The following is an 18,800-nucleotide window of genomic DNA, read 5'->3' on the forward strand; positions in this document are numbered from 1 at the left end:
GCCTGGCCCGGCCCACCGCGCGCGTCAGCCGGTGGTGCAGCCGCTGTCCGCGATCACGAAGTACCCGGTGGGTGACTCCTTCAGGGTGTGGGTGACGAAGACGTTGTAGAGGCCCATGTTCTGTTCGGAGCCGTTGGCGTAGACGTACCCGCCGGTGGTGTGGGCCCTGCCCGCCGTGACCTGGGCGTAGTTGGTGGCGGTGAAGCACTTCGCCGGGGTGCTGCCGCCGGTGGTGGTCGCCGTCACCTGGGCCGAGGCGGCGCCGGACGCACCCGATCCGTCGACCGCCGTCACGGTGTAGCGGTAGGCGGTCCCGGCGGTGAGGCCGGTGTCCGTGTACGTGGTGGCGGTGGGCGAGGCGATCTTCGTGCCGTTGCGGTGGACCGCGTACGAGGCGGCGCCCTCGACCGCGTTCCAGGACAGGGCGGCGGTGGTGGCGGTGGTGCCGGTGACGGTCACGCCCGTGGGGGCCGGGAGCCGGTCGCCGCCCCCGCCCGGATTGGAGCCGTCCAGGCCCCAGAAGACGCCCGTGTAGTACGTCGAGCAGATCGCGTTCAGGAAGTACGCGGCGGTCGTCCCGCACTGCTGGTCACCGGTCCCCGGGCTCACGGGAAGGCCGTGGCCCATGCCGGAGACGGAGTACGTCTCCACGGCCGGGTTGCCCGAGGCGTCGTTGTAGACGCTGCGGGTGGTGTTCCCGGGAAGGGTGTCGGTGGACGACGGGGTCTGGCCGATGCCCCAGACGTCCGTCCACTGGTCGCGCAGCGCCGTCGCGTTCGCCGGGTAGACCGTGTAGTCCGAGGTGCCCTGCCAGATCGCCACCCGCGGCCAGGGGCCGGTGTACCCCGGATAGGCGGCGCGGACCTTGTCGCCCCACTGCGCGGGGGTCAGCTTCTGCGGGCCCGTCTGGCAGCCCGACGCGGCCGCCTGGCTCGTCGCGCACTGCGCCGGCAGCCCCGAGGCCACCGAGCCGCCCGCGAACACGTCCGGGTAGGCGGCCAGCAGGTCCGCGGTCATGCCGCCGCCCGCCGAGAGACCGGTGACGTACACCCGGCGGCCGTCCGAGCCGTACTGCTGCTTCGCGTACTCGACCATCTGCACGACGGAGGCGGCCTCGCCCTTGCCCCGGGTGTCCTCGGCCGGGTCGAACCAGCCGAAGCAGGACAGCGAGTTGTTCGCGGACGTGGTCTGCGGGAACACGACGGCGAAGCCCCACTTGTCGGCGAACTCCGGCCAGCCGGAGTTGGTGTAGTAGGCGGAGGCCGTCTGGGTGCAGCCGTGCAGGGCGACGACCAGGGGCGCGTTCGCGGGAAGGCCGGCGGGCGTGTAGGCGTACATCTGAAGACTGCCCGGGTTGGAGCCGAAGCCGGTGACCTGCTGGAGGCCCCCGGCGGCAGCGGCGGCCGGCTGTGCGGCGGCGGTCGTGCTCAGCGTCGCCGCGAGCAGGCCGAGGACGGCCGTGGACGCGACGCGGCGGATCAGGCGTCGCAGGATCGATGGGCGCACGGGTGCCTCCCTGGTCGGTAAGTGCGGGGGTTCGGGTTGCTGCCGGAACCTACGAGCAGCGCCTCCGCACGCCCATGTGGCAGGCGGACACCGGCGAGTGCGAGGTGTGTGCGGCCGGTCCCTTGTGCGGCCGGGGGCCCCTTCGGCGGGGCGGCCCCGCGCCGGGCGGCACCATGTGCGCCGCCGCCATGCCGGGGCAGGAGGGTGTGTGCACCGGCGCCGTGTGACACGGGCCGCCGCGTACCTACGGTGACGGCCATGGAGACTTCCCGCAGACCGGATCGCGATCCCGCCGCCCCCTTCCCCGGCGGCGGATCACCGCAGGTACCCGTTGAACCGCTGCAGGCCGGGCGCACCGCGCTGGTGACCGGTGCGGCGAGCGGCATCGGCCGGGCCTGCGCGCAGGCGCTGGCCGCGGCGGGCGCCCATGTGCACGTCGTGGACAGGTCCGGCGAGGCCGCGAGGAGCCTGGCGGAGGAGATCGGCGGCACGCCTTGGGTGGTGGACCTGTCCGACCCCTCGGTCGTCGACACACTGCCGGCCGATGTGGACGTCGTGGTCAACAACGCGGGGCTCCAGCACGTCGCTCCCGTCCACGAGTTCCCGCCGGAGCGCTTCGCCCTGATCCAGCGCGTCATGGTGGAGACGCCGTTCCGCATCTTGCGCCGGACCCTGCCGGGCATGTACGAACGCGGCTGGGGGCGCGTCGTCAACATCTCGTCGGTGCACGGGCTGCGCGCGAGTCCCTACAAGTCGGCCTATGTGACGGCCAAGCACGCACTGGAGGGGCTGAGCAAGGTGGTGGCGCTCGAAGCGGCGGAGCACGGGGTGACGAGCAACTGCGTCAGCCCCGGTTACGTACGCACGCCCCTGGTCGAGAACCAGATCGCCGACCAGGCGCGGGCGCACGGCATCTCGGAGGAGGACGTGGTGGGGCGGGTCATGCTGGAGCGCAGCGCGATCAAGCGGCTGATCGAACCGGCGGACGTCGCCGAGGCGGTCCTGTGGCTGTGCGGGCCGCGCACCGGGCACATCACGGGCACCTCGCTCTCCATGGACGGCGGCTGGACCGCGAACTGACCGAACCGCTCCCGGATTCCCCCTGTCTACGAACGCTGGGCTCCATGTCTGAACCGCTCCCCTCCGCCGCACCCCACCTCCGGCATCTGTTCGACCTGCTGGCCGACGACGCCCCCGCAGAGGCGCTGGGGGCGGTCCTGTCGACGGCACGGGCCGACGGTGTGCCCGCCGAGGAACTCGCCGAGGTGGAGCGGGCCACGGCCACCGCGCTGCGGATCAGGGGCGCCCTGCGCCAGCACCGGCGCCGCGAGCTCCAGCTGACCGCGCTCTTCGACACGGCGGGCGACCTGGCGGCCTCCCGCGATCTGGACGACGTGCTGAAGGCGATCGTGCGCCGGGCGAGGATGCTGCTGGGCACGGACACCGCCTACCTCACGCTTCCGGACGAGGAGGCGGGCGACACCTACATGCGGGTGACCGACGGGTCGGTGTCGGTGCTCTTCCAGCGGCTGCGCCTCGAACTCGGCGAGGGGCTCGGCGGTCTCGTGGCGCAGACCGCGAGCCCCTACGCGACACCGGACTACCGCACCGACGACCGCTTCCGCCACACCCGCAACATCAACGCCGGGGTCCTGGACGAGGGTCTGGTCGCCATCCTGGGCGTGCCCCTGCTGCTCGGCTCCAGCCGCGGCGGAACGGGGAAGGTGATCGGCGTCCTCTTCGCGGCCGACCGCGCGCCCCGGGTCTTCAGCCCCGACGAGGTGGCCCTCCTGTGCTCGCTGGCCGCGCACGCCGCGATCGCCATCGACACGGCCCGCGCGCTGGCCGACACCACCGCGGCCCTCGCCGAACTGGCGGAGGCGAACGCGGAGCTGGCCGAGGCCAACGCCTCGGTACGGGCGCACTCGGCCGCCATGCGGCGTGCCGAGGAGTCGCACGACCGGCTGACGGACCTGGTGCTGCGGGGCCGGGACGTCAAGGACGTGGCGGCGGCCGTCGCCGCGCTGCTCGGCTCCCCGCTGACCATTCACGACCCGGGCGGACGCCCGCTGGCCGCCGTGCGCCCGGACGGTACGGGCTTCGCCGCCGACAGCATGGACGCCGGGTGGCTGGCGGAGGCGGCCGAGGAGTCCCGTACGGGGGCCCGTGCCGTGCACCGGGACGGGCGGGTGGTCTGCGCGGTGCTCGCCGGGCAGGAGCTGCTGGCCGGGCTGGTGCTGCACCGCGGCCGGCCGCTGGACGACTCCGACCGCCGGCTGTTCGAACGGTCGGCGGTGGTCACCGGGCTGCTCCTGCTGCTGCGGCGCACGGTGGCCGAGACGGAGAACCGGATACGGGGCGAGCTGATCGCCGACCTGCTGACGGACACCGGCCGCGATCCGGCGGGGCTGGCCGAGCGCGGCCGCCGCCTGGGCATCGACCTGGACCGCCCGCATCTGCTGCTGGTGGCGGAGACCGGGGCGCGGGAGCGGCTCGCCCCGGCCGCCATGCGCTATCTGTTCGGCGGGGACATCCACGGGGTGAGCGCCGAACACGCGGGCACGGTGGTCCTGTTGATCGAGGGCGTCGACACGGGCGCGGGGCGCGCGGCCCGTTCGGCGGCGGCGCAGCTCGGCCAGCTCGCACAGTCCCCCGTCACCGTGGCCGCCGCCGGCCCCGCCCAGGGCCCCCGGGAACTGGCCGCCGCGTACGGCGAGGCGGCACGCTGCCTGCGGGCGATGCGGGTGCTGGGGCGTACGGGCGAGGGCGCGTGCGTGGACGAACTCGGTTTCCTGGGCGTGGTCCTGGGCAACGCTCAGGACGTCGACGGCTTCGTGACAGCGGCGCTGGGCCCCCTGCTGGACTACGACGCGCAGCGCGGCACGCATCTGGTACGGACGTTGAGCGCGTACTTCGGCGCGGGCGGCAGCCTGATCCGGGCCAAGGACGAGTTGCACGTGCACGTGAACACGGTGGTGCAGCGGCTGGACCGGATCCAGGTGCTGCTGGGCCGGGACTGGAACGAGCCGGACCGGGCACTGGAGCTGCAACTGGCCTTGCGGTTGCACCTGTTGTCGGGCACCCGGCCCTGATCCACCGCGCAATCACTGCTGCTGCGGATTCTCCGGTCCCGCGCCGGGTACGGAGTGTCCGACGTCCACGTCCCCCGAGCCGGAATGGGCCCAGGGGTGGAACGAACACGGGGGCCGGAGTGGAACTGCGGGGCATCGAGATATTCCTGACGCTCGCGAGGGAGCTCCACTTCGGCCGCAGCGCGGAGCGCCTGCAGCCGCCCGCGCCGCGGGGCTGAGCAACCGCCGCCCGACCTCCTCAGTCCTCCGGGGGAAACACCACCTCTCCCGTGTCGGCCAGCGCCACCGTGATGGCCTCGACCGGGCACCCCTCGGCGGCGGCGAGCACCTGTTCGTTGGCGTCGGTCTCCGGGTCGACGGGGTGGGACTGCCGGGCGGAATCCAGCCGGAACCCGCCCGGTGCGTGGTTCACGCACATCCCCGACCCGATGCAGACGCCCCGGTCGACCTCGACGCTCCAGCGGTCCCCCATCAGGCCTCGCCCCCGTACCCGGCGGGCAGGTGGATCATCTTGTGCTCGAAGTACTCTCCGTACCCCTCGGGCCCGAACTCGCGGCCGAGACCGGAGTTCTTGTAGCCCCCGAACGGGCCGAGCATGTCGAGGCTGAACGTGTTCACGCTGTACGTGCCCGTCCTGACCCGGCGGGCGATGTCGATGCCGCGCTCGGTGTCGGCGGTCCAGACGCTGCCGCTGAGCCCGTACTCGGAGTCGTTGGCGATCTTCACGGCCTCGTCCTCGTCGCCGTACGGCAGCAGGCAGATGACCGGCCCGAAGATCTCCTCGCGGGCGATGCGCATGGAGTTGTCGACGTCGCCGAAGAGCGTCGGCTCGACGTACCAGCCGCGCTCCTGGGATGCCGGGCGCCCGCCCCCGGTCAGCACCTTCGCGCCCTCCTCCTGCCCGATCCGGATGTAGTCGAGGGAGCGCTGCTGCTGGCGCCGCGCGACGAGCGGTCCGAGTTCGGTGGTGGGATCGAGCGGGTCGCCGACCTTCAGCGCTCCGGCGGCGGCGGCGAAGGCCTCGGCCGTCTCCTCGTACCGGGAACGCGGTACGAGGATGCGGGTCTGGGCCACGCAGGCCTGCCCGTTGATCATCCAGGCGAAGGGCACGATGCCGGCGACGGCGGCGGCCAGGTCGGCGTCGGGGAGGATCACGGCGGCGGACTTCCCGCCGAGCTCCAGGGTGACGCGGGTGAGGTTGCGCGAGGCGACCTCCATGACGCGCCGGCCGGCGGCGACGGACCCGGTGAACGAGACCTTGTCGACGCCGGGATGTCCCACCAGGTACTCGCTCACCTCGCGGTCGGCGGGCAGGATCGACAGCACGCCCTCGGGCAGCCCGGCCTCGGCGACGATCTCCGCCAGGATGTAGGCGTCGAGCGGAGATTCGGGCGACACCTTGAGGACGGCCGAGCACCCGGCGAGCAGCGCGGGCGCGAGTTTGGCGGCGGCGGTGAACTGAGGCACGTTCCAGGGCACGACGGCCGCGACGACCCCGACCGGCTCCCGGCGCACGAGCAGCGGCCCGAGCGCCCCGTCGCGCCGTTCCTCGTACGGGAAGGTGCGCGCGACCGTGATGGCCGCGTCCCACACCATCATCGCGGCGAGGGCCTGCACCATGACGCTGGAGGTGTACGGGGTGCCGTTCTCCGAGCTGATGACCCGGGCGATCTCCTCGTACCGTACGGCGAACGCGTCCTTGATCCGGGTGACGACGGCGATGCGCTCGTCCAGCGTCATCCGCGGCCAGGGCCCGTGGTCGAACGCCTGCCGGGCGGCGGCGACGGCCCGGTCGACGTCCCCCTCGGCGGCATGCGGCACACGGCCGATGACCTGCTCGGTATGGGGGGAGATGACCTCGATGACATCCCGCCCGAGCGGGTCGACCAACTTCCCGCCGATGAAGAGTTTTCCGTGTTCGACAAGCTCGCTCATGGCTGCTGCCTCCCGCGACGCGGCACGTGACCCGACCCGTTGACTGGTTGTGCGTCCGGATTCTGCATCCGCACACATCTGACTATGTGTCAGAACTGATACCAGTTCCAGTTCCAGGAGTCCACGGCTGGGACAACGACTGCCGAACCTTCCCCGCGCGGCGAAGGAGGCGCACCCCGCCACCACGCTCCCGCGACAGCCCTCCCCCGTACGGCACCCCGACTTGAAAGGAACGGATGGTCGACCGGGGCTACCACTGGAACAAGTTCTCGTTACAGTGGACGCGGCGCGTCGTGGCCGTACCCCGCACGCCGCCCAGGCCGCTCGGAGATGGGGAGTCCATGACGCAGGTGATCAACCATGGTGGAGGCGTCCACAGCATCAAGGTCCCCATCCCGGACAACCCGTTGGGCCACACCCTGGTCCACCTCCTCGACACGGACCGGGGCCCGGTCCTGATCGACACCGGCTGGGACGATCCGGAGGCCTGGGACACGCTCACGGCCGGGCTCACCACCGTCGGCGTGGACATCGCGGACATCCACGGTGTGGTCATCACCCACCACCACCCCGACCACCACGGCCTCTCCGGCCAGGTCCGCGAGGCATCCGGGGCCTGGATCGCGATGCACGCCGCCGACACGGCGATCGTCCGCCGCACCCGCGCGTCGGAGCCCGGCACCTGGCTGGCCTACCTCGCGACGAAACTGGCGACGGTCGGCGCACCCGAGGACCACATCGCCCCGCTCCTGGCCGCCCGCGAGAAGGGCGGCCGCATGCGCACCCTGCCCGGGCTGCGGGCCGCGATCCCGGACCGCGAGATCGTGCCGGGCGAACTCCTCGACCTGGCAGGCCGCACCCTGCGCGCGATCTGGACCCCGGGCCACACCCCGGGCCACGTCTGCCTGCACCTGGAGGAGGACCACCCGGCCAACCTCCCCGGCCGCGGCCGCCTGTTCTCCGGCGACCACCTGCTCCCCGGCATCAGCCCGCACGTCGGTCTCTACGAGGACCCGGACGACGCCACGGCCACCGACCCGCTGGGCGACTACCTCGACTCCCTGGAGCGCATCGGCCGCCTCGGCGTCGCCGAGGTCCTGCCGGCCCACCAGTACGCGTTCGCGGACGCAGCAGGCCGCGTGCAGGAGCTCCTGGACCACCACGAGGAGCGCCTTACGGGCCTTCTCTCGCTGCTCGCCGCACCACTCACCCCCTGGCAGCTGGCCGAGCGCATGGAGTGGAACCGCCCCTGGGAGCAGATCCCCTACGGGTCGAGGAACATCGCCGCCTCGGAGGCCGAATCACACCTGCGCCGCCTCGTGAAGCTGGGACGCGCGGAGGCGGTGGCGGGAAGCGAGCCGGTGACGTACGTGGCGGTGTGACGCCGGCGCGGGGCCGGAGTCACACGACGGCGCCGGTCTCCTCGCGCGGTCCCGCCGGGGCGGCTTCGGGGGCCCGGCCGGCCGGCGGCACGGTGGGCCTGGCGTCCGGTTCACCGGTGCTCCCGCCGGCCGCCGCGCGGCGACGCGCCACGAAGGCGGTGGCGATGAGCGCGAGAGCGACGGTCCCGGAGAGCGCGGGCCAGTACACGTAACGGTAGTTGGACTCGGGCGCGGTGGGCAGATAGGCGAGGACGTACAGAAGGGAACTGGCCCCGAGGAGCCGGAGCTCCCGGGTGTACGGACCTGCCCACCGGCGACGCAGCACCAGCACCAGCGAGACGGCCAGCCAGAACCAGCCCTGGAAGAGCATCGGCAGGTCGCGGACGAAGCCGGTCACATAGTTCTGCAGGGCGAACCTCAGCGTGTCGTTCAGCGGCTGCCGGGGCACCTCGGGGTGCAGTCGGGCGCCGGCGTTGACATGGGTGCCGTTCCAGAAGGTCTGGTTGCTCTGGAAGAGCAGCTTGCTGAAGACCCGGGCCCGGTACTCGGCGTAGCCCTTCCAGTGCTTGGGCATCTGCTGCGTCCACATCCGGACGACGACGTCGGCACGCTGGTCCAGATACGTCACATCGAACGGCCTGCGCTGCGGGAAGCACTGCAGATACCCGTCCGAGGTGATGTGCCGCTTCTGGCAGGTGGCGGCGGCGGTGACCATCCGGTCCCGCAGGTCCGCGTCCGCACCCGCCTGTTCGGCGGCGGCGCGCACCTGGTCCGGCGTGAGCACGTGGATGAGGTCGTCCACCGGGATCACCGCGTACACGCGCGTGGCCAGCGGGGCGGTGGCCGCGTCCACCGCGGCGCTGCCGCCCACCACGACCGCGACGAAGGCACCGGTGGCGGCCAGCCAGCGACGCCGGCCCGGGGCGGGCCACGCCGCGAGGACCAGCAGGGCGAAGACCGGAATCGTGGCGGGAACGGCGTTCTTCCGCACGAGGGCGGCGTAAGCGAGGAACAGCAGACCCAGCGCGAGCAGGGCCCAGCGCGTCCTGACCCGCTCCTGTGGCAGGTCACGCACGGTCAGCGCGATCGCGAAGACCGCGAGGAGCGCGTACGCCAGGTGCACGTCCTTCCACACCACGCCGGTGAAGTTCATGATGTGCGGCGCGAATCCGACGGCCAGCACCGCGAGGGAGAGCCCGCGGCTGCCGGTCCTCCTCCACACCAGCCGGGCGAGAACCCACAGCGTCCCCCACAGCATGGCTGCCTGCAGGGCCGCCATGGTGGAGAAGTCCCCCGTGATCCAGATGGCGGTTCGCCACGCGAGCGCCATCACCGGTGGATGCCAGTCGTTCACCGGCTCGTCGCCGAGTGCCTGTCCCAGCTGGGTGTTGCTGTCCGGGCTGAGGTATCCGGGGTGGAAGACGGTGGCCACGGCGTAGCCGCACGCCGCCGCGATGACCGCCAGGCACCACGGCCACGCCGTGCCGTCCTTCCAGGCTCTGCGCAGTGCGGTGGTCCACCGGTCGACGGTTGCGGACATGGGGCAGGGCCCTCCCAGCCGATGATGACGGGTCGCGTTGTCGGTCAACTGCGAGCCGAGGGCGCACAGTCCACGGACAGCGTGGCGGGAATCTATCCGTAGCGGACTCGGAAGGACAAACCGGAATGATTACACACCTGCGGCCCGCCCATCCCCGTGCCGCCCCGGCGACCGGAACGGGCGGGCAGGCAGGCAGGCAGGCAGGCGAGGGGCACATGACGGTTCATCACAGGACAGCAGCCGAGAAGTGATTGGGACTCCAGGGCAGGAAAGGCCGTCCGTTCAGCTGCCGTCGACGGGGAAGACCGGTCCGATCAGGACGACTTCGGCCATACATACAGCGTGCCGCTGGCCGACGCCTCGTCCGATCCGTCGTCGATGTGATCGATGATCGCCATGGAGACGGCGCCCCGGTCCGTGACGGAGCAGATCGCCGCGCCTTCGACGAAGCCCCGCTTCCTGCGGTCGTAGCTGTCGCGGAACGCAAGGGCTCCGAAGCCGGTCCCGGACGCCGCTCTGCAGGACTCGAAGGACTTCGGCATGTCGGCCTGCAGGAGCCCCACGCGGGTGTTGGGCAGGGCTCGCACCTGGTAGTTGTCCTGGTCCCAGCACCTGACAGGCCAGTAGAGGAGCTCGGCCCCGCGGGGATCCTTGGCCGCGCCGTCGCCCGCGGGTTCCACGCGGCTGCTGCCGTCGTCGAGATCCACGAGCTGCTGTTCCTTCTGGTTGCAGGGGGCCGGTGCGAGCCCCCACATCGTCCTGGTCGCCTCTGCGTACCCGGCCGGCGCCGCCAGATCGGCATCCGATGAGGACGAAGGGCTCGGGGATTGCGAGGCGTCCGGGGTCGCGGTGGGCGACTCGGTCTCCACCGAGGCGTGGTCCGGGCTCGGCCGGGCGGAGGGCTCGGGCTGCGGGCTGCTGGGGGCGGGGGCCGGGGCGGGCGCCGAGACGGGATCGCGGTCGGAACCGTTGTTGAAGATCACGGTCGCCAGGATGCCGATCAGCGGGACGGCGATCCCTCCGACCCACCATGCCCAGCGGGGCGGATCCGTCCGCGGGGGCACGGGGGGATGAGGTGGCGGGGCAGCGGGGGTGTCGGGTGGCCGGGAAGGAGGCGGAGGGAATCCCCCAGCACCTGTCGTCATACCCCGTCCACCCCTTCAACCCGCCTGATTCCTGTGCCGGTTGCAGTTTAACGATCACTCTTCGAAAGAGCCATGGACCATTACGGACGTTCCGGACGGCCGGCCCTCGCCCCGGCGCCGGCCCCGCCCCCGCCGCCCGGCAGGACCCCTGCTGGTACCCGCCCGGTAGAGTGGGCGCGTCGTCATCATGCCCGTTCAGGGGGAAGCCGGTGCGAATCCGGCGCTGACCCGCAGCCGTGACCGCCCTCCCGGGCGGGAGCCGGAATGCCCTGTCCGTGTCGTGACCGGCTCGTGCCGTCGGGGCCCCCCGGCGGCCGGCACCGTCGAGGTATACGGAGCCGGAGCCTGGTGCCTGTGTGTGCCTGTGCCCGGTTCCCCCAGGAGAGGCCCCGCAGCCATGACCGTACGCCGCAGCGCAGCTGCGCTCGCCGCCACCGCCACCGTGCTCTGTGCGGCCGCAGCCCCGGCCGCAGTCGCCGCGCCGTCCCCCTCCCCCTCGCCGTCCGTGGCACTGCCCTCGGGGCTGTACGGCACGAAGGACCCGACGTACGACGGGGTCTGGCGCCAGTCGCTGGCCTTCATCGCACAGCGGACCGTGGGCGTCACGCCCGCCGAGAAGGCCGTCGACTGGCTGATCGGCCAGCAGTGCGACAGCGGGGCGTTCCCCGCGTACCGGCCCGACGCCTCCGTGCCCTGCGACGCCAAGACCATGATCGACACCAATGCGACGGCGGTCGCCGTACAGGCACTGCACGAGGTCCGGGGGCACGAGGACCTCGTCGCCACCGGCGTCGACTGGCTGAAGTCCGTACAGAACGAGGACGGCGGCTGGGGTTACACCGCCGGCAGCCCCAGCGACGCGAACTCCACCTCGATCGTCATCGGCACCCTCGGCCGGGCCGGGCAGAAGCTCGACGACGTGACGACGGACGGCGGGAAGACCCCGTACGACGCCCTGCTCACCTTCGCCATCCCGTGCGGCGGCAAGGACGGCGGCGCGTTCGCGTACCAGCCCGACAAGGCCGGCAAGCTCGTCGCCAACGGCGATGCCACCGCGGCCGCCGTGCTCGGCTCCCTCGGCAAGGGGTTCGTCATCGGGAACAACGCCGCGGTCAAGGACCCCACCTGCACCAAGGGGGCGGCGCTCAAGCCCGAGCAGGCGGCCCAGAACGGCGCCTACTACCTCGCCGGGGCCCTCGCGAAGACCGGCCACCTCGACTCGCCGCCGATGCCCGGCGCCGAGGACAGCACCCCGCAGCCCGACTTCGGCAACACCGCCGACGCGGTCCTCGCGCTGTCCGCTGCCGGTCACAAGGACAAGGCCGCCGCGTCCGTGAAGTGGCTGGCGGAGAACTCCGCGGACTGGGCGAAGGAGAACGGCCCCGCCGCCTACGCGCAGCTGGTCATGGCCGCCCACGCCACCGGGGCGGACCTCGCCGACTTCGGCGGCGCCGACCTCGTCGCCCAGCTGAACGCGACCGGGCCCACGCCCACCGCCACCCGGAAGCCGACCGCGAGCGCCACCGAGGAGGAGAAGAAGGACAGCGGCGACGGTGACGGGATCGGCGGTGTCTGGTGGTTCGTCGGGATCGGACTCGCCGTCGGCGCCGGAGCCGGCTTCCTGATCAGCGGCCGCCGCAAGAACCAGCAGCTGTGAGGCGCGCCGGAGCCGGACGGGCCGTCGCACTGCTGGTGGTCCTGGCCGCCGCCCTGGCCGTGCTCGGCACGGGCACGGCCCAGGCCGCGGGCTACCGCTACTGGTCGTTCTGGGAGGGCTCCGGCAGCGGATGGGCCTACGCCACCCAGGGGCCTTCGCTGGTCCGACCTGACGACGGTTCGGTGCAGGGCTTCCGGTTCGCCGTGAGCGCGGACTCGCAGGACGCGGCCAAGCCGCGCCGCTCCCCCGATTTCGCGAAGATCTGCGCGGACACACCCGCCGCGGGCGGTACCAAGCGGATCGCGCTCGTGATCGATCCCGGTACGGCCGCCGACGCCCCCGACGGGGAGACGCCGCCCGCGCTGCGCACCGCGTGCGCGACGGTCCCCGACGACGCGAGCAGCGCGGACGCCCTCGCCTCGGTGGCCAAGCCGCTGCGCTACGGCAGTGACGCGCTGCTCTGCGCGATCTCCGGCTATCCGGCCTCCGGCTGCGGTGAGCAGGTGTCCGGGAACGGCGAGAACAGCCGGAAGGCCACGGCCGGCGCCTCCGCGCCCGCATCGGCGGGTGCCGCCACCGGCGAGGACGGTTCGGACGGCGGCGGGCCGTCCGCCGGGGTCCTCGTCGGGGTCGCCGCCGTCCTGCTCCTCGGCATCGCCGCAGTCGCGCAGGCCCGCCGCCGCCGCGGATGACCGGCTCGACGGGCGGTGCGCCCGCGGATACCGCGGTCGCCCCGGTGGACCGGATACGTGCCTGGCGCGCCCCCGCCGCCACCCGGAGCAACGCACTGCCCGCCGGGGCCTGGTGGCTGTGGGCGCTCGGGCTCGCCACCGCCGCGTCCCGGACGACGAATCCGCTGCTGCTCGGCCTGTTGGTCGGCGTGGCGGGGTACGTGGTGGCCGCGCGCCGCACGGATGCGCCGTGGGCCAGGTCCTACGGGGCCTTCATCAAGATCGGGCTGTTCGTCATCGGCGTGCGGCTGCTCTTCTCCGTCTTCCTCGGCTCCCCGATCCCCGGAACGCATGTCGTGTTCACGCTGCCCGAGGTGCCGCTGCCGGACTGGGCGAAGGGGGTACGGATCGGGGGCCGGGTCACCGCCGAGCAGCTGCTGTTCGCGCTGTACGACGGGGCGAAGCTGGCCGCTCTCCTGATCTGTGTCGGCGCGGCGAACTCCCTCGCCAACCCGGCCCGGCTGCTGAAGTCGCTGCCCGGCGCGCTGTACGAGGCCGGGGTGGCCGTCGTCGTCGCGATGACGTTCGCGCCGAACATGGTCGCCGACGTGATGCGGCTGCGCACCGCCCGGCGTCTGCGCGGCAGGCCGACCGGCGGGGTGCGGGCCGTGCTCCAGATCGGGCTGCCGGTACTGGAGGGCGCGCTGGAGCGGTCGGTCGCGGTGGCCGCCTCGATGGACGCGCGGGGGTACGGGCGTACCGCCCAGGTGCCGGCCGCCGTCCGGCACACCACGAACGTCCTCACGCTCGGCGGGCTGCTGGGCGTCTGCGCCGGTACGTACGGGCTGCTCGCCGCGCAGGGTGCGGTGTACGGGCTGCCCCTGCTGGTCGCCGGGCTCGTCGCGGCGATGGCCGGGCTGCGGCTCGGCGGGGCGCGTTCGGTACGGACCCGCTACCGGCCCGACCGGTGGGGGGTGCGGGCCTGGCTGGTCGCGGGGTCCGGTGCGGCGGTCGCGGTGGCGATGATCTGGGCGGGCAGTGCGGATCCGGGGGCACTGCACCCCGGTGTCGTACCGCTGACCGCGCCCGTGCTGCCGCTGTGGCCCGCCGCCGCGGTGCTGATCGGTCTGCTGCCGGCGGTGGTCGCACCCGTCCCGCCTTCCCCCACAGGCTTCGAGGAGCAGGTGTGATCCGGTTCGACGATGTTTCGGTGCAGTACGAGGGAGCCGAGCGCCCCACCCTGTCCGGGGTCGATCTGACCGTCCCGGAGGGTGAGCTGGTGCTCCTCGTCGGGCCGTCCGGGGTCGGTAAGTCGACTTTGCTGGGTGCGGTTTCGGGGCTCGTGCCGCACTTCACCGGCGGCCGGCTGACCGGCCGCGTCACCGTCGGCGGGCGGGACACCCGCACCCACAAGCCCCGTGAGCTCGCCGATCTGGTCGGCACCGTGGGCCAGGACCCGCTCTCCCACTTCGTGACGGACACGGTCGAGGACGAGCTGGCGTACGGCATGGAGTCGCTGGGCCTCGCCCCCGACGTGATGCGGCGGCGGGTCGAGGAGACCCTCGATCTGCTGGGGCTCGCCGGGCTGCGCGACCGGCCGATCGCCACCCTGTCCGGGGGGCAGCAGCAGCGGGTCGCGATCGGTTCCGTCCTCACCCCGCACCCCCGCGTCCTGGTGCTGGACGAGCCCACCTCCGCACTGGACCCCGCGGCCGCCGAGGAGGTCCTCGCGGTGCTGCAGCGGCTCGTCCACGACCTGGGGACGACGGTCCTGATGGCGGAGCACCGGCTGGAGCGCGTGGTGCAGTACGCGGACCAGGTCGTCCTGCTCCCGTCGCCGGGCGCCGCCCCGGTGACGGGCACGCCCGCCGATGTGATGGCCGTCTCGCCGGTGCATCCGCCGGTGGTGGCGCTGGGGCGGCTGGCGGGCTGGGAGCCGCTGCCGCTGTCGGTCCGCGACGCCCGGCGGCGGGCTTCGGGGATGCGGGAGCGGCTGGCGGGCGTGACGCCCGGCCCGGTCGGCGGTGGCGAAACCCCGAAGCTTCCCCCGCCGGCACCCTCTCACCACCCCGGACCGCCGCGGCGGTCCGCCCTGGCCAGGCTGCTCGGCCGGACGGCGCAGGAGACCCCCGTCCCCGAGCCCGTCACCGACGCCACCACCCGCGTCGAGCGCCTCGCGGTACGGCGCGGGCGCGTCGAGGCGCTGCGCCGGGTGACGCTCACCGTCGCCCCCGGCGAGACCGTCGCTCTGATGGGGCGCAACGGCGCGGGCAAGTCCACTCTGCTCTCCGCCCTCGTCGGCATGGTCGAGCCGACGTCCGGCACCGTGCTCGTCGGCGGCCGCACCCCGCACCGCACCCCGCCGCGCGCGATGGTGCGACGCGTCGGTCTCGTACCGCAGGAACCACGCGATCTGCTGTACGCGGACACCGTCGCCGCCGAGTGCGCGGCGGCCGACGCCGATGCGGGCGCCGCGCCGGGCAGCTGCCGGGCACTGGTCTCCGAGCTGCTGCCCGGGGTCGCGGATGCCACCCATCCCCGTGATCTGTCCGAGGGGCAGAGGCTCGCCCTGGCGCTCGCGCTCGTGCTCACGGCCCGGCCCCCGCTGCTCCTCCTGGACGAGCCGACCCGCGGCCTGGACTACGCGGCGAAGGCCCGGCTCGTCGGGGTGCTGCGCACACTGGCGGCCGAGGGCCATGCGATCGTGCTGGCCACCCATGACGTGGAGCTGGCCGCCGAGCTGGCCAACCGGGTGGTGATCCTCGCCGACGGGGAGGTCGTCGCGGACGGGCCGACCCCGGAGGTGGTGGTGTCATCGCCCGCGTTCGCCCCGCAGGTCGCCAAGATCCTCGCCCCGCAGGAGTGGCTCACCGTGTCGCAGGTACGCGAGGCGCTGGGGGGTGCCGGATGACCGGCACGACAGGGCGGGGTGCGCGGCCGGTGCGGCTCGGGCCGCGGGCCGTCGCCGCGCTGGTGCTGATCAGCGCGATCGGGGTGGCCGCCTTCGGCTGGCCGCTGCTGGCCGGGCCGGACTCCGGGCTCGCGCACTCCGAGGACGCGCCGTGGCTGTTCGCCGCGCTGCTGCCGCTGCTGGTCGGGGTGGTGGTCGCGATGATCGCGGACGCCGGGCTCGACGCGAAGGCGGTGGCGATGCTGGGGGTGCTGGCCGCCGTCGGGGCGGCGCTGCGCCCGCTGGGGGCGGGCACGGCCGGTCTGGAGCCGATGTTCTTCCTGATGGTGCTGAGCGGGAGGGTGCTCGGGCCGGGCTTCGGCTTCGTGCTCGGCTCGGTGACGATGTTCGCGTCCGCGCTGCTCACCGGCGGGGTGGGCCCGTGGATGCCGTTCCAGATGCTGTCGATGGGCTGGTTCGCGATGGGCGCCGGGCTGCTGCCGGGCCCCGACCGGCTGCGCGGGCGCGCCGAGCTGCTGATGCTCGCCGCGTACGGGGCGGTTGCCTCCTTCGCGTACGGAACGGTCATGAACCTGTACGGGTGGACGATCGTGCCGGGACTCGGCTCGGGCATCTCCTTCCGGCCAGGGGACGCGCTGGGCGACAACCTGGTGCGCTTCCTGGCCTACTGCACGGCCACGTCGCTCGGCTGGGACCTGGGCCGTGCCGTGCTCACCGTCGTCCTGACGCTGACCGTCGGGACCGCGCTGCTGAAGGCGCTGCGCCGGGCCACTCGCCGTGCGGCCTTCGAGGCCCAGGTCACATTCGGGGTCCCGGAGGAGTGAGGGCACCCACAGGACCTTGGTCCTGTACGAAGCGGATTAGGAGGCACGGGGGACGGTCACGGGACCCCGTCTCGCACCCTCCGACCTGCTATGAAGCGTTTTGGGGTGGTTCGGGACCTTCGGCCTTGGGTGCGAGGCCGGGTCGTACCGGGGGTCATTGCGGTGGTTGAACGGCGCGGCTAACACTTGAGACGTCGCCGAGCACCGCAGCGTCCACCGGAACGGACAGCGGTCAACGCGCAACGGTCCACGCAGGATTCGGACCGGAGCACGCGACTCCCCCGTACCCGACGTTAGGTTCCCTGTGTCGTTCGCCCGTAACATCCTCGCCCGTCGCAAGTCCGCCGTCGCCGGTGCAGCAGTGCTGCTGGGCGCCTCCGGTGTGGCCCTGGGCGTCTCCCCGGCCATGGCGGCCACCTCCGCCGCGCCGACGTCCGCTGCCGCGAGTGCCCAGGACACGGCGAAGCAGATGATCGGTGACGACGCGCAGTTCCAGTGCTTCAGCAACATCGTCAGCCACGAGAGCGGCTGGAACCCGAGCGCGACCAACGCCTCCTCCGGCGCCTACGGCCTGGTCCAGGCACTGCCCGGTTCGAAGATGGCGTCCGCCGGCTCCGACTGGCAGACCAACCCCACCACCCAGATCAAGTGGGGCATGGACTACATGAACTCCCGCTACGGCAGCCCGTGCGGCGCCTGGTCGTTCTGGCAGGCCAACAGCTGGTACTGAGTCCACCCGGACCGGAGCCAGTAGCGGCGAAGAGCCCCTGCACACCGCATCGCGCGGCATGCAGGGGCTCTTCGCCATGCCCGCGAACGGCCTTCCGCCCCCACCGGACGCGGACCGGCCACGCATCACGGCCTACAGCCGCTGGATGATCGTCCCGGTCGCCAGCGCACCGCCCGCACACATGGTGATCAACGCGAACTCCTTGTCCCTGCGCTCCAGTTCGTGCAGGGCCGTGGTGATGAGCCGGGCACCGGTGGCACCGACCGGATGGCCGAGCGCGATCGCGCCGCCGTTGACGTTCACCTTCGACAGGTCCTGGTCGAAGACCTGTGCCCAGCTCAGCACCACGGACGCGAACGCCTCGTTGATCTCCACGATGTCGATGTCCTTGAGCGACATGCCGGCCTTGCCGAGCACCGCACGGGTCGCGTCGACGGGTCCGTCGAGGTGGAAGTGGGGGTCCGAGCCGACCAGCGCCTGGGCGACGATGCGGGCCCGCGGCTTGAGCTTGAGGGCCCGTGCCATCCGCTTGGACGCCCACATGATCGCGCAGGCGCCGTCGGATATCTGCGAGGAGTTGCCCGCGGTGTGGACGGCGGTGGGCATCACGGGCTTGAGCCGGGCGAGCCCCTCCATCGTGGTGTCGCGCAGCCCCTCGTCCCGGTCGACGAGCCGCCACATGCCCTGGCCCGCGGCCTGTTCCGCCTCGGTGGTGGGCACCTGGACCGCGTAGGTCTCGCGTTTGAAGCGCTCCTCGGCCCAGGCGACGGCCGCCCGCTCCTGCGAGATGAGGCCGAGCGAGTCGACGTTCTCCCGGGTGAGGCCGCGCTTGCGGGCGATGCGTTCGGCGGCCTCGAACTGGTTGGGCAGGTCGACGTTCCACTCGTCGGGCCACGGCTTGCCCGGCCCGTGCTTGGAACCGCTGCCCAGCGGCACGCGCGACATCGCCTCGACCCCGCAGCTGATGCCGACGTCGATCACCCCGGCCGCGACCATGTTGGCGACCATGTGGGAGGCCTGCTGCGAGGATCCGCACTGACAGTCCACCGTCGTCGCGGCGGTCTCGTACGGAAGTCCCACGGTCAGCCAGGCATTGCGCGCGGGGTTCATGGACTGTTCGCCGGCGTGGGTGACGGTGCCGCCGACGATCTGTTCGACGCAGTCGGCGTGGATGCCGGTCCGGCCGAGAAGTTCACGGTAGGTCTCACCCAGCAGGTAGGCCGGGTGCAGATTGGCGAGCGCGCCTCCGCGCTTGCCGATGGGGGTGCGTACGGCTTCGACGATGACGGGTTCCGCGGCCATGAGCTCGTCCTCTCCTCGCACTTCCGCAGAGGCGTCCCGGCGCCCACGGAAGGAACTAGTACGCGTTCTAGTTCTGCATGCAGTCTTATGAGGCTTACCCCCGGT

General features: G+C 72.7%; 15 protein-coding genes and 1 riboswitch. Of the genes, 9 read left to right on the top strand and 6 right to left on the bottom strand.

Features of this window, described 5'->3' with window-relative positions; translation table 11 throughout:
- Nucleotides 1–24 precede the first annotated feature (24 nt).
- The gene (locus ABT025_RS17730) at nucleotides 25–1,506 is read right to left on the bottom strand and encodes an extracellular catalytic domain type 1 short-chain-length polyhydroxyalkanoate depolymerase (protein ID WP_350994935.1); all 1,482 of its coding nucleotides are present in this window, start codon (nucleotides 1,504–1,506) and stop codon (nucleotides 25–27) included.
- Nucleotides 1,507–1,764: 258 nt separating this feature from the next.
- Between ABT025_RS17730 and ABT025_RS17735 the strand changes: the two genes are divergently transcribed.
- Together ABT025_RS17735 and ABT025_RS17740 are read left to right on the top strand one after the other, a co-directional pair.
- Nucleotides 1,765–2,586, top strand: coding sequence for a 3-hydroxybutyrate dehydrogenase (locus ABT025_RS17735; RefSeq protein WP_350994937.1), 822 nt, complete (start codon nucleotides 1,765–1,767; stop codon nucleotides 2,584–2,586).
- A 44-nt stretch (nucleotides 2,587–2,630) separates the two neighbouring features.
- On the top strand, nucleotides 2,631–4,598 hold the full coding sequence (locus ABT025_RS17740) for a helix-turn-helix domain-containing protein (protein WP_350994941.1): 1,968 nt from the start codon (nucleotides 2,631–2,633) through the stop codon (nucleotides 4,596–4,598).
- A 238-nt stretch (nucleotides 4,599–4,836) separates the two neighbouring features.
- Here the strand turns inward: ABT025_RS17740 and ABT025_RS17745 are convergent, their stop codons facing one another.
- On the bottom strand, nucleotides 4,837–5,070 hold the full coding sequence (locus ABT025_RS17745; RefSeq protein WP_350994943.1) for a ferredoxin: 234 nt from the start codon (nucleotides 5,068–5,070) through the stop codon (nucleotides 4,837–4,839).
- On the bottom strand, nucleotides 5,070–6,533 hold the full coding sequence (locus tag ABT025_RS17750) for an aldehyde dehydrogenase (RefSeq protein ID WP_350994945.1): 1,464 nt from the start codon (nucleotides 6,531–6,533) through the stop codon (nucleotides 5,070–5,072). The genes ABT025_RS17745 and ABT025_RS17750 overlap by 1 nt, the downstream gene beginning before the upstream one ends.
- A 341-nt stretch (nucleotides 6,534–6,874) precedes the next feature.
- Here ABT025_RS17750 and ABT025_RS17755 point away from each other — a divergent pair, with 341 nt between their 5' ends.
- Nucleotides 6,875–7,915 carry a Strvi_7410 family MBL fold metallo-hydrolase gene (locus ABT025_RS17755; RefSeq protein WP_350994947.1) on the top strand — a complete coding sequence of 347 codons (1,041 nt, stop codon included), beginning with the start codon at nucleotides 6,875–6,877 and terminating at the stop codon, nucleotides 7,913–7,915.
- A 19-nt stretch (nucleotides 7,916–7,934) separates the two neighbouring features.
- Here ABT025_RS17755 and ABT025_RS17760 read toward each other — a convergent pair whose 3' ends face one another.
- Complete coding sequence (locus ABT025_RS17760; protein ID WP_350994949.1) at nucleotides 7,935–9,455, bottom strand: hypothetical protein; 1,521 nt, start codon at nucleotides 9,453–9,455, stop codon at nucleotides 7,935–7,937.
- A gap of 314 nt (nucleotides 9,456–9,769) precedes the next feature.
- Nucleotides 9,770–10,519: a hypothetical protein gene (locus ABT025_RS17765; RefSeq protein WP_350994951.1), complete on the bottom strand. Its 750-nt coding sequence runs from the start codon at nucleotides 10,517–10,519 to the stop codon at nucleotides 9,770–9,772.
- Between the two features lie 280 nt (nucleotides 10,520–10,799).
- A riboswitch (cobalamin riboswitch) is annotated at nucleotides 10,800–10,870 on the top strand.
- 127 nt (nucleotides 10,871–10,997) lie between these two features.
- Here ABT025_RS17765 and ABT025_RS17770 point away from each other — a divergent pair.
- From ABT025_RS17770 to ABT025_RS17795, 6 genes are all read left to right on the top strand, one after another.
- Nucleotides 10,998–12,257, top strand: a complete 1,260-nt coding sequence (locus tag ABT025_RS17770) for an SCO2321 family membrane protein (protein ID WP_350994954.1) — start codon at nucleotides 10,998–11,000, stop codon at nucleotides 12,255–12,257.
- The gene (locus ABT025_RS17775; RefSeq protein WP_350994956.1) at nucleotides 12,254–12,949 is read left to right on the top strand and encodes an SCO2322 family protein; all 696 of its coding nucleotides are present in this window, start codon (nucleotides 12,254–12,256) and stop codon (nucleotides 12,947–12,949) included. Before ABT025_RS17770 ends, ABT025_RS17775 begins: the two co-directional genes overlap by 4 nt.
- Complete coding sequence (locus ABT025_RS17780; protein ID WP_350994958.1) at nucleotides 12,946–14,118, top strand: energy-coupling factor transporter transmembrane component T; 1,173 nt, start codon at nucleotides 12,946–12,948, stop codon at nucleotides 14,116–14,118. The genes ABT025_RS17775 and ABT025_RS17780 overlap by 4 nt, the downstream gene beginning before the upstream one ends.
- A complete protein-coding gene (locus ABT025_RS17785) occupies nucleotides 14,115–15,839 on the top strand; it encodes an ABC transporter ATP-binding protein (protein WP_350994960.1) in 1,725 nt (574 codons plus the stop codon). Before ABT025_RS17780 ends, ABT025_RS17785 begins: the two co-directional genes overlap by 4 nt.
- Nucleotides 15,836–16,663 (top strand): ECF transporter S component, encoded by an 828-nt coding sequence (locus ABT025_RS17790; protein ID WP_350994962.1) that lies wholly within the window; start codon nucleotides 15,836–15,838, stop codon nucleotides 16,661–16,663. The genes ABT025_RS17785 and ABT025_RS17790 overlap by 4 nt, the downstream gene beginning before the upstream one ends.
- Before the next feature lie 304 nt (nucleotides 16,664–16,967).
- Nucleotides 16,968–17,393, top strand: coding sequence for an aggregation-promoting factor C-terminal-like domain-containing protein (locus ABT025_RS17795; RefSeq protein ID WP_326735951.1), 426 nt, complete (start codon nucleotides 16,968–16,970; stop codon nucleotides 17,391–17,393).
- 132 nt (nucleotides 17,394–17,525) lie between these two features.
- On the opposite strand, the gene ABT025_RS17800 is transcribed toward ABT025_RS17795, so the two are convergent.
- Complete coding sequence (locus ABT025_RS17800; protein ID WP_350994965.1) at nucleotides 17,526–18,695, bottom strand: steroid 3-ketoacyl-CoA thiolase; 1,170 nt, start codon at nucleotides 18,693–18,695, stop codon at nucleotides 17,526–17,528.
- Nucleotides 18,696–18,800 lie beyond the last annotated feature (105 nt).

Source organism: Streptomyces sp. NPDC002809 (assembly GCF_040295435.1).
In the GTDB taxonomy this organism is placed as follows: domain Bacteria; phylum Actinomycetota; class Actinomycetes; order Streptomycetales; family Streptomycetaceae; genus Streptomyces.

What these genes read in the sequence shown, in the direction of transcription:
- ABT025_RS17735 (WP_350994937.1), top strand. Translation starts at nt 1,765, where the DNA reads ATGGAGACTTCCCGCAGACCGGATCGCGATCCCGCCGCCCCCTTCCCC.
- ABT025_RS17740 (WP_350994941.1), top strand. Translation starts at nt 2,631, where the DNA reads ATGTCTGAACCGCTCCCCTCCGCCGCACCCCACCTCCGGCATCTGTTC.
- ABT025_RS17745 (WP_350994943.1), bottom strand. Translation starts at nt 5,070, where the DNA reads ATGGGGGACCGCTGGAGCGTCGAGGTCGACCGGGGCGTCTGCATCGGG.
- ABT025_RS17750 (WP_350994945.1), bottom strand. Translation starts at nt 6,533, where the DNA reads ATGAGCGAGCTTGTCGAACACGGAAAACTCTTCATCGGCGGGAAGTTG.
- ABT025_RS17755 (WP_350994947.1), top strand. Translation starts at nt 6,875, where the DNA reads ATGACGCAGGTGATCAACCATGGTGGAGGCGTCCACAGCATCAAGGTC.
- ABT025_RS17760 (WP_350994949.1), bottom strand. Translation starts at nt 9,455, where the DNA reads ATGTCCGCAACCGTCGACCGGTGGACCACCGCACTGCGCAGAGCCTGG.
- ABT025_RS17770 (WP_350994954.1), top strand. Translation starts at nt 10,998, where the DNA reads ATGACCGTACGCCGCAGCGCAGCTGCGCTCGCCGCCACCGCCACCGTG.
- ABT025_RS17780 (WP_350994958.1), top strand. Translation starts at nt 12,946, where the DNA reads ATGACCGGCTCGACGGGCGGTGCGCCCGCGGATACCGCGGTCGCCCCG.
- ABT025_RS17790 (WP_350994962.1), top strand. Translation starts at nt 15,836, where the DNA reads ATGACCGGCACGACAGGGCGGGGTGCGCGGCCGGTGCGGCTCGGGCCG.
- ABT025_RS17800 (WP_350994965.1), bottom strand. Translation starts at nt 18,695, where the DNA reads ATGGCCGCGGAACCCGTCATCGTCGAAGCCGTACGCACCCCCATCGGC.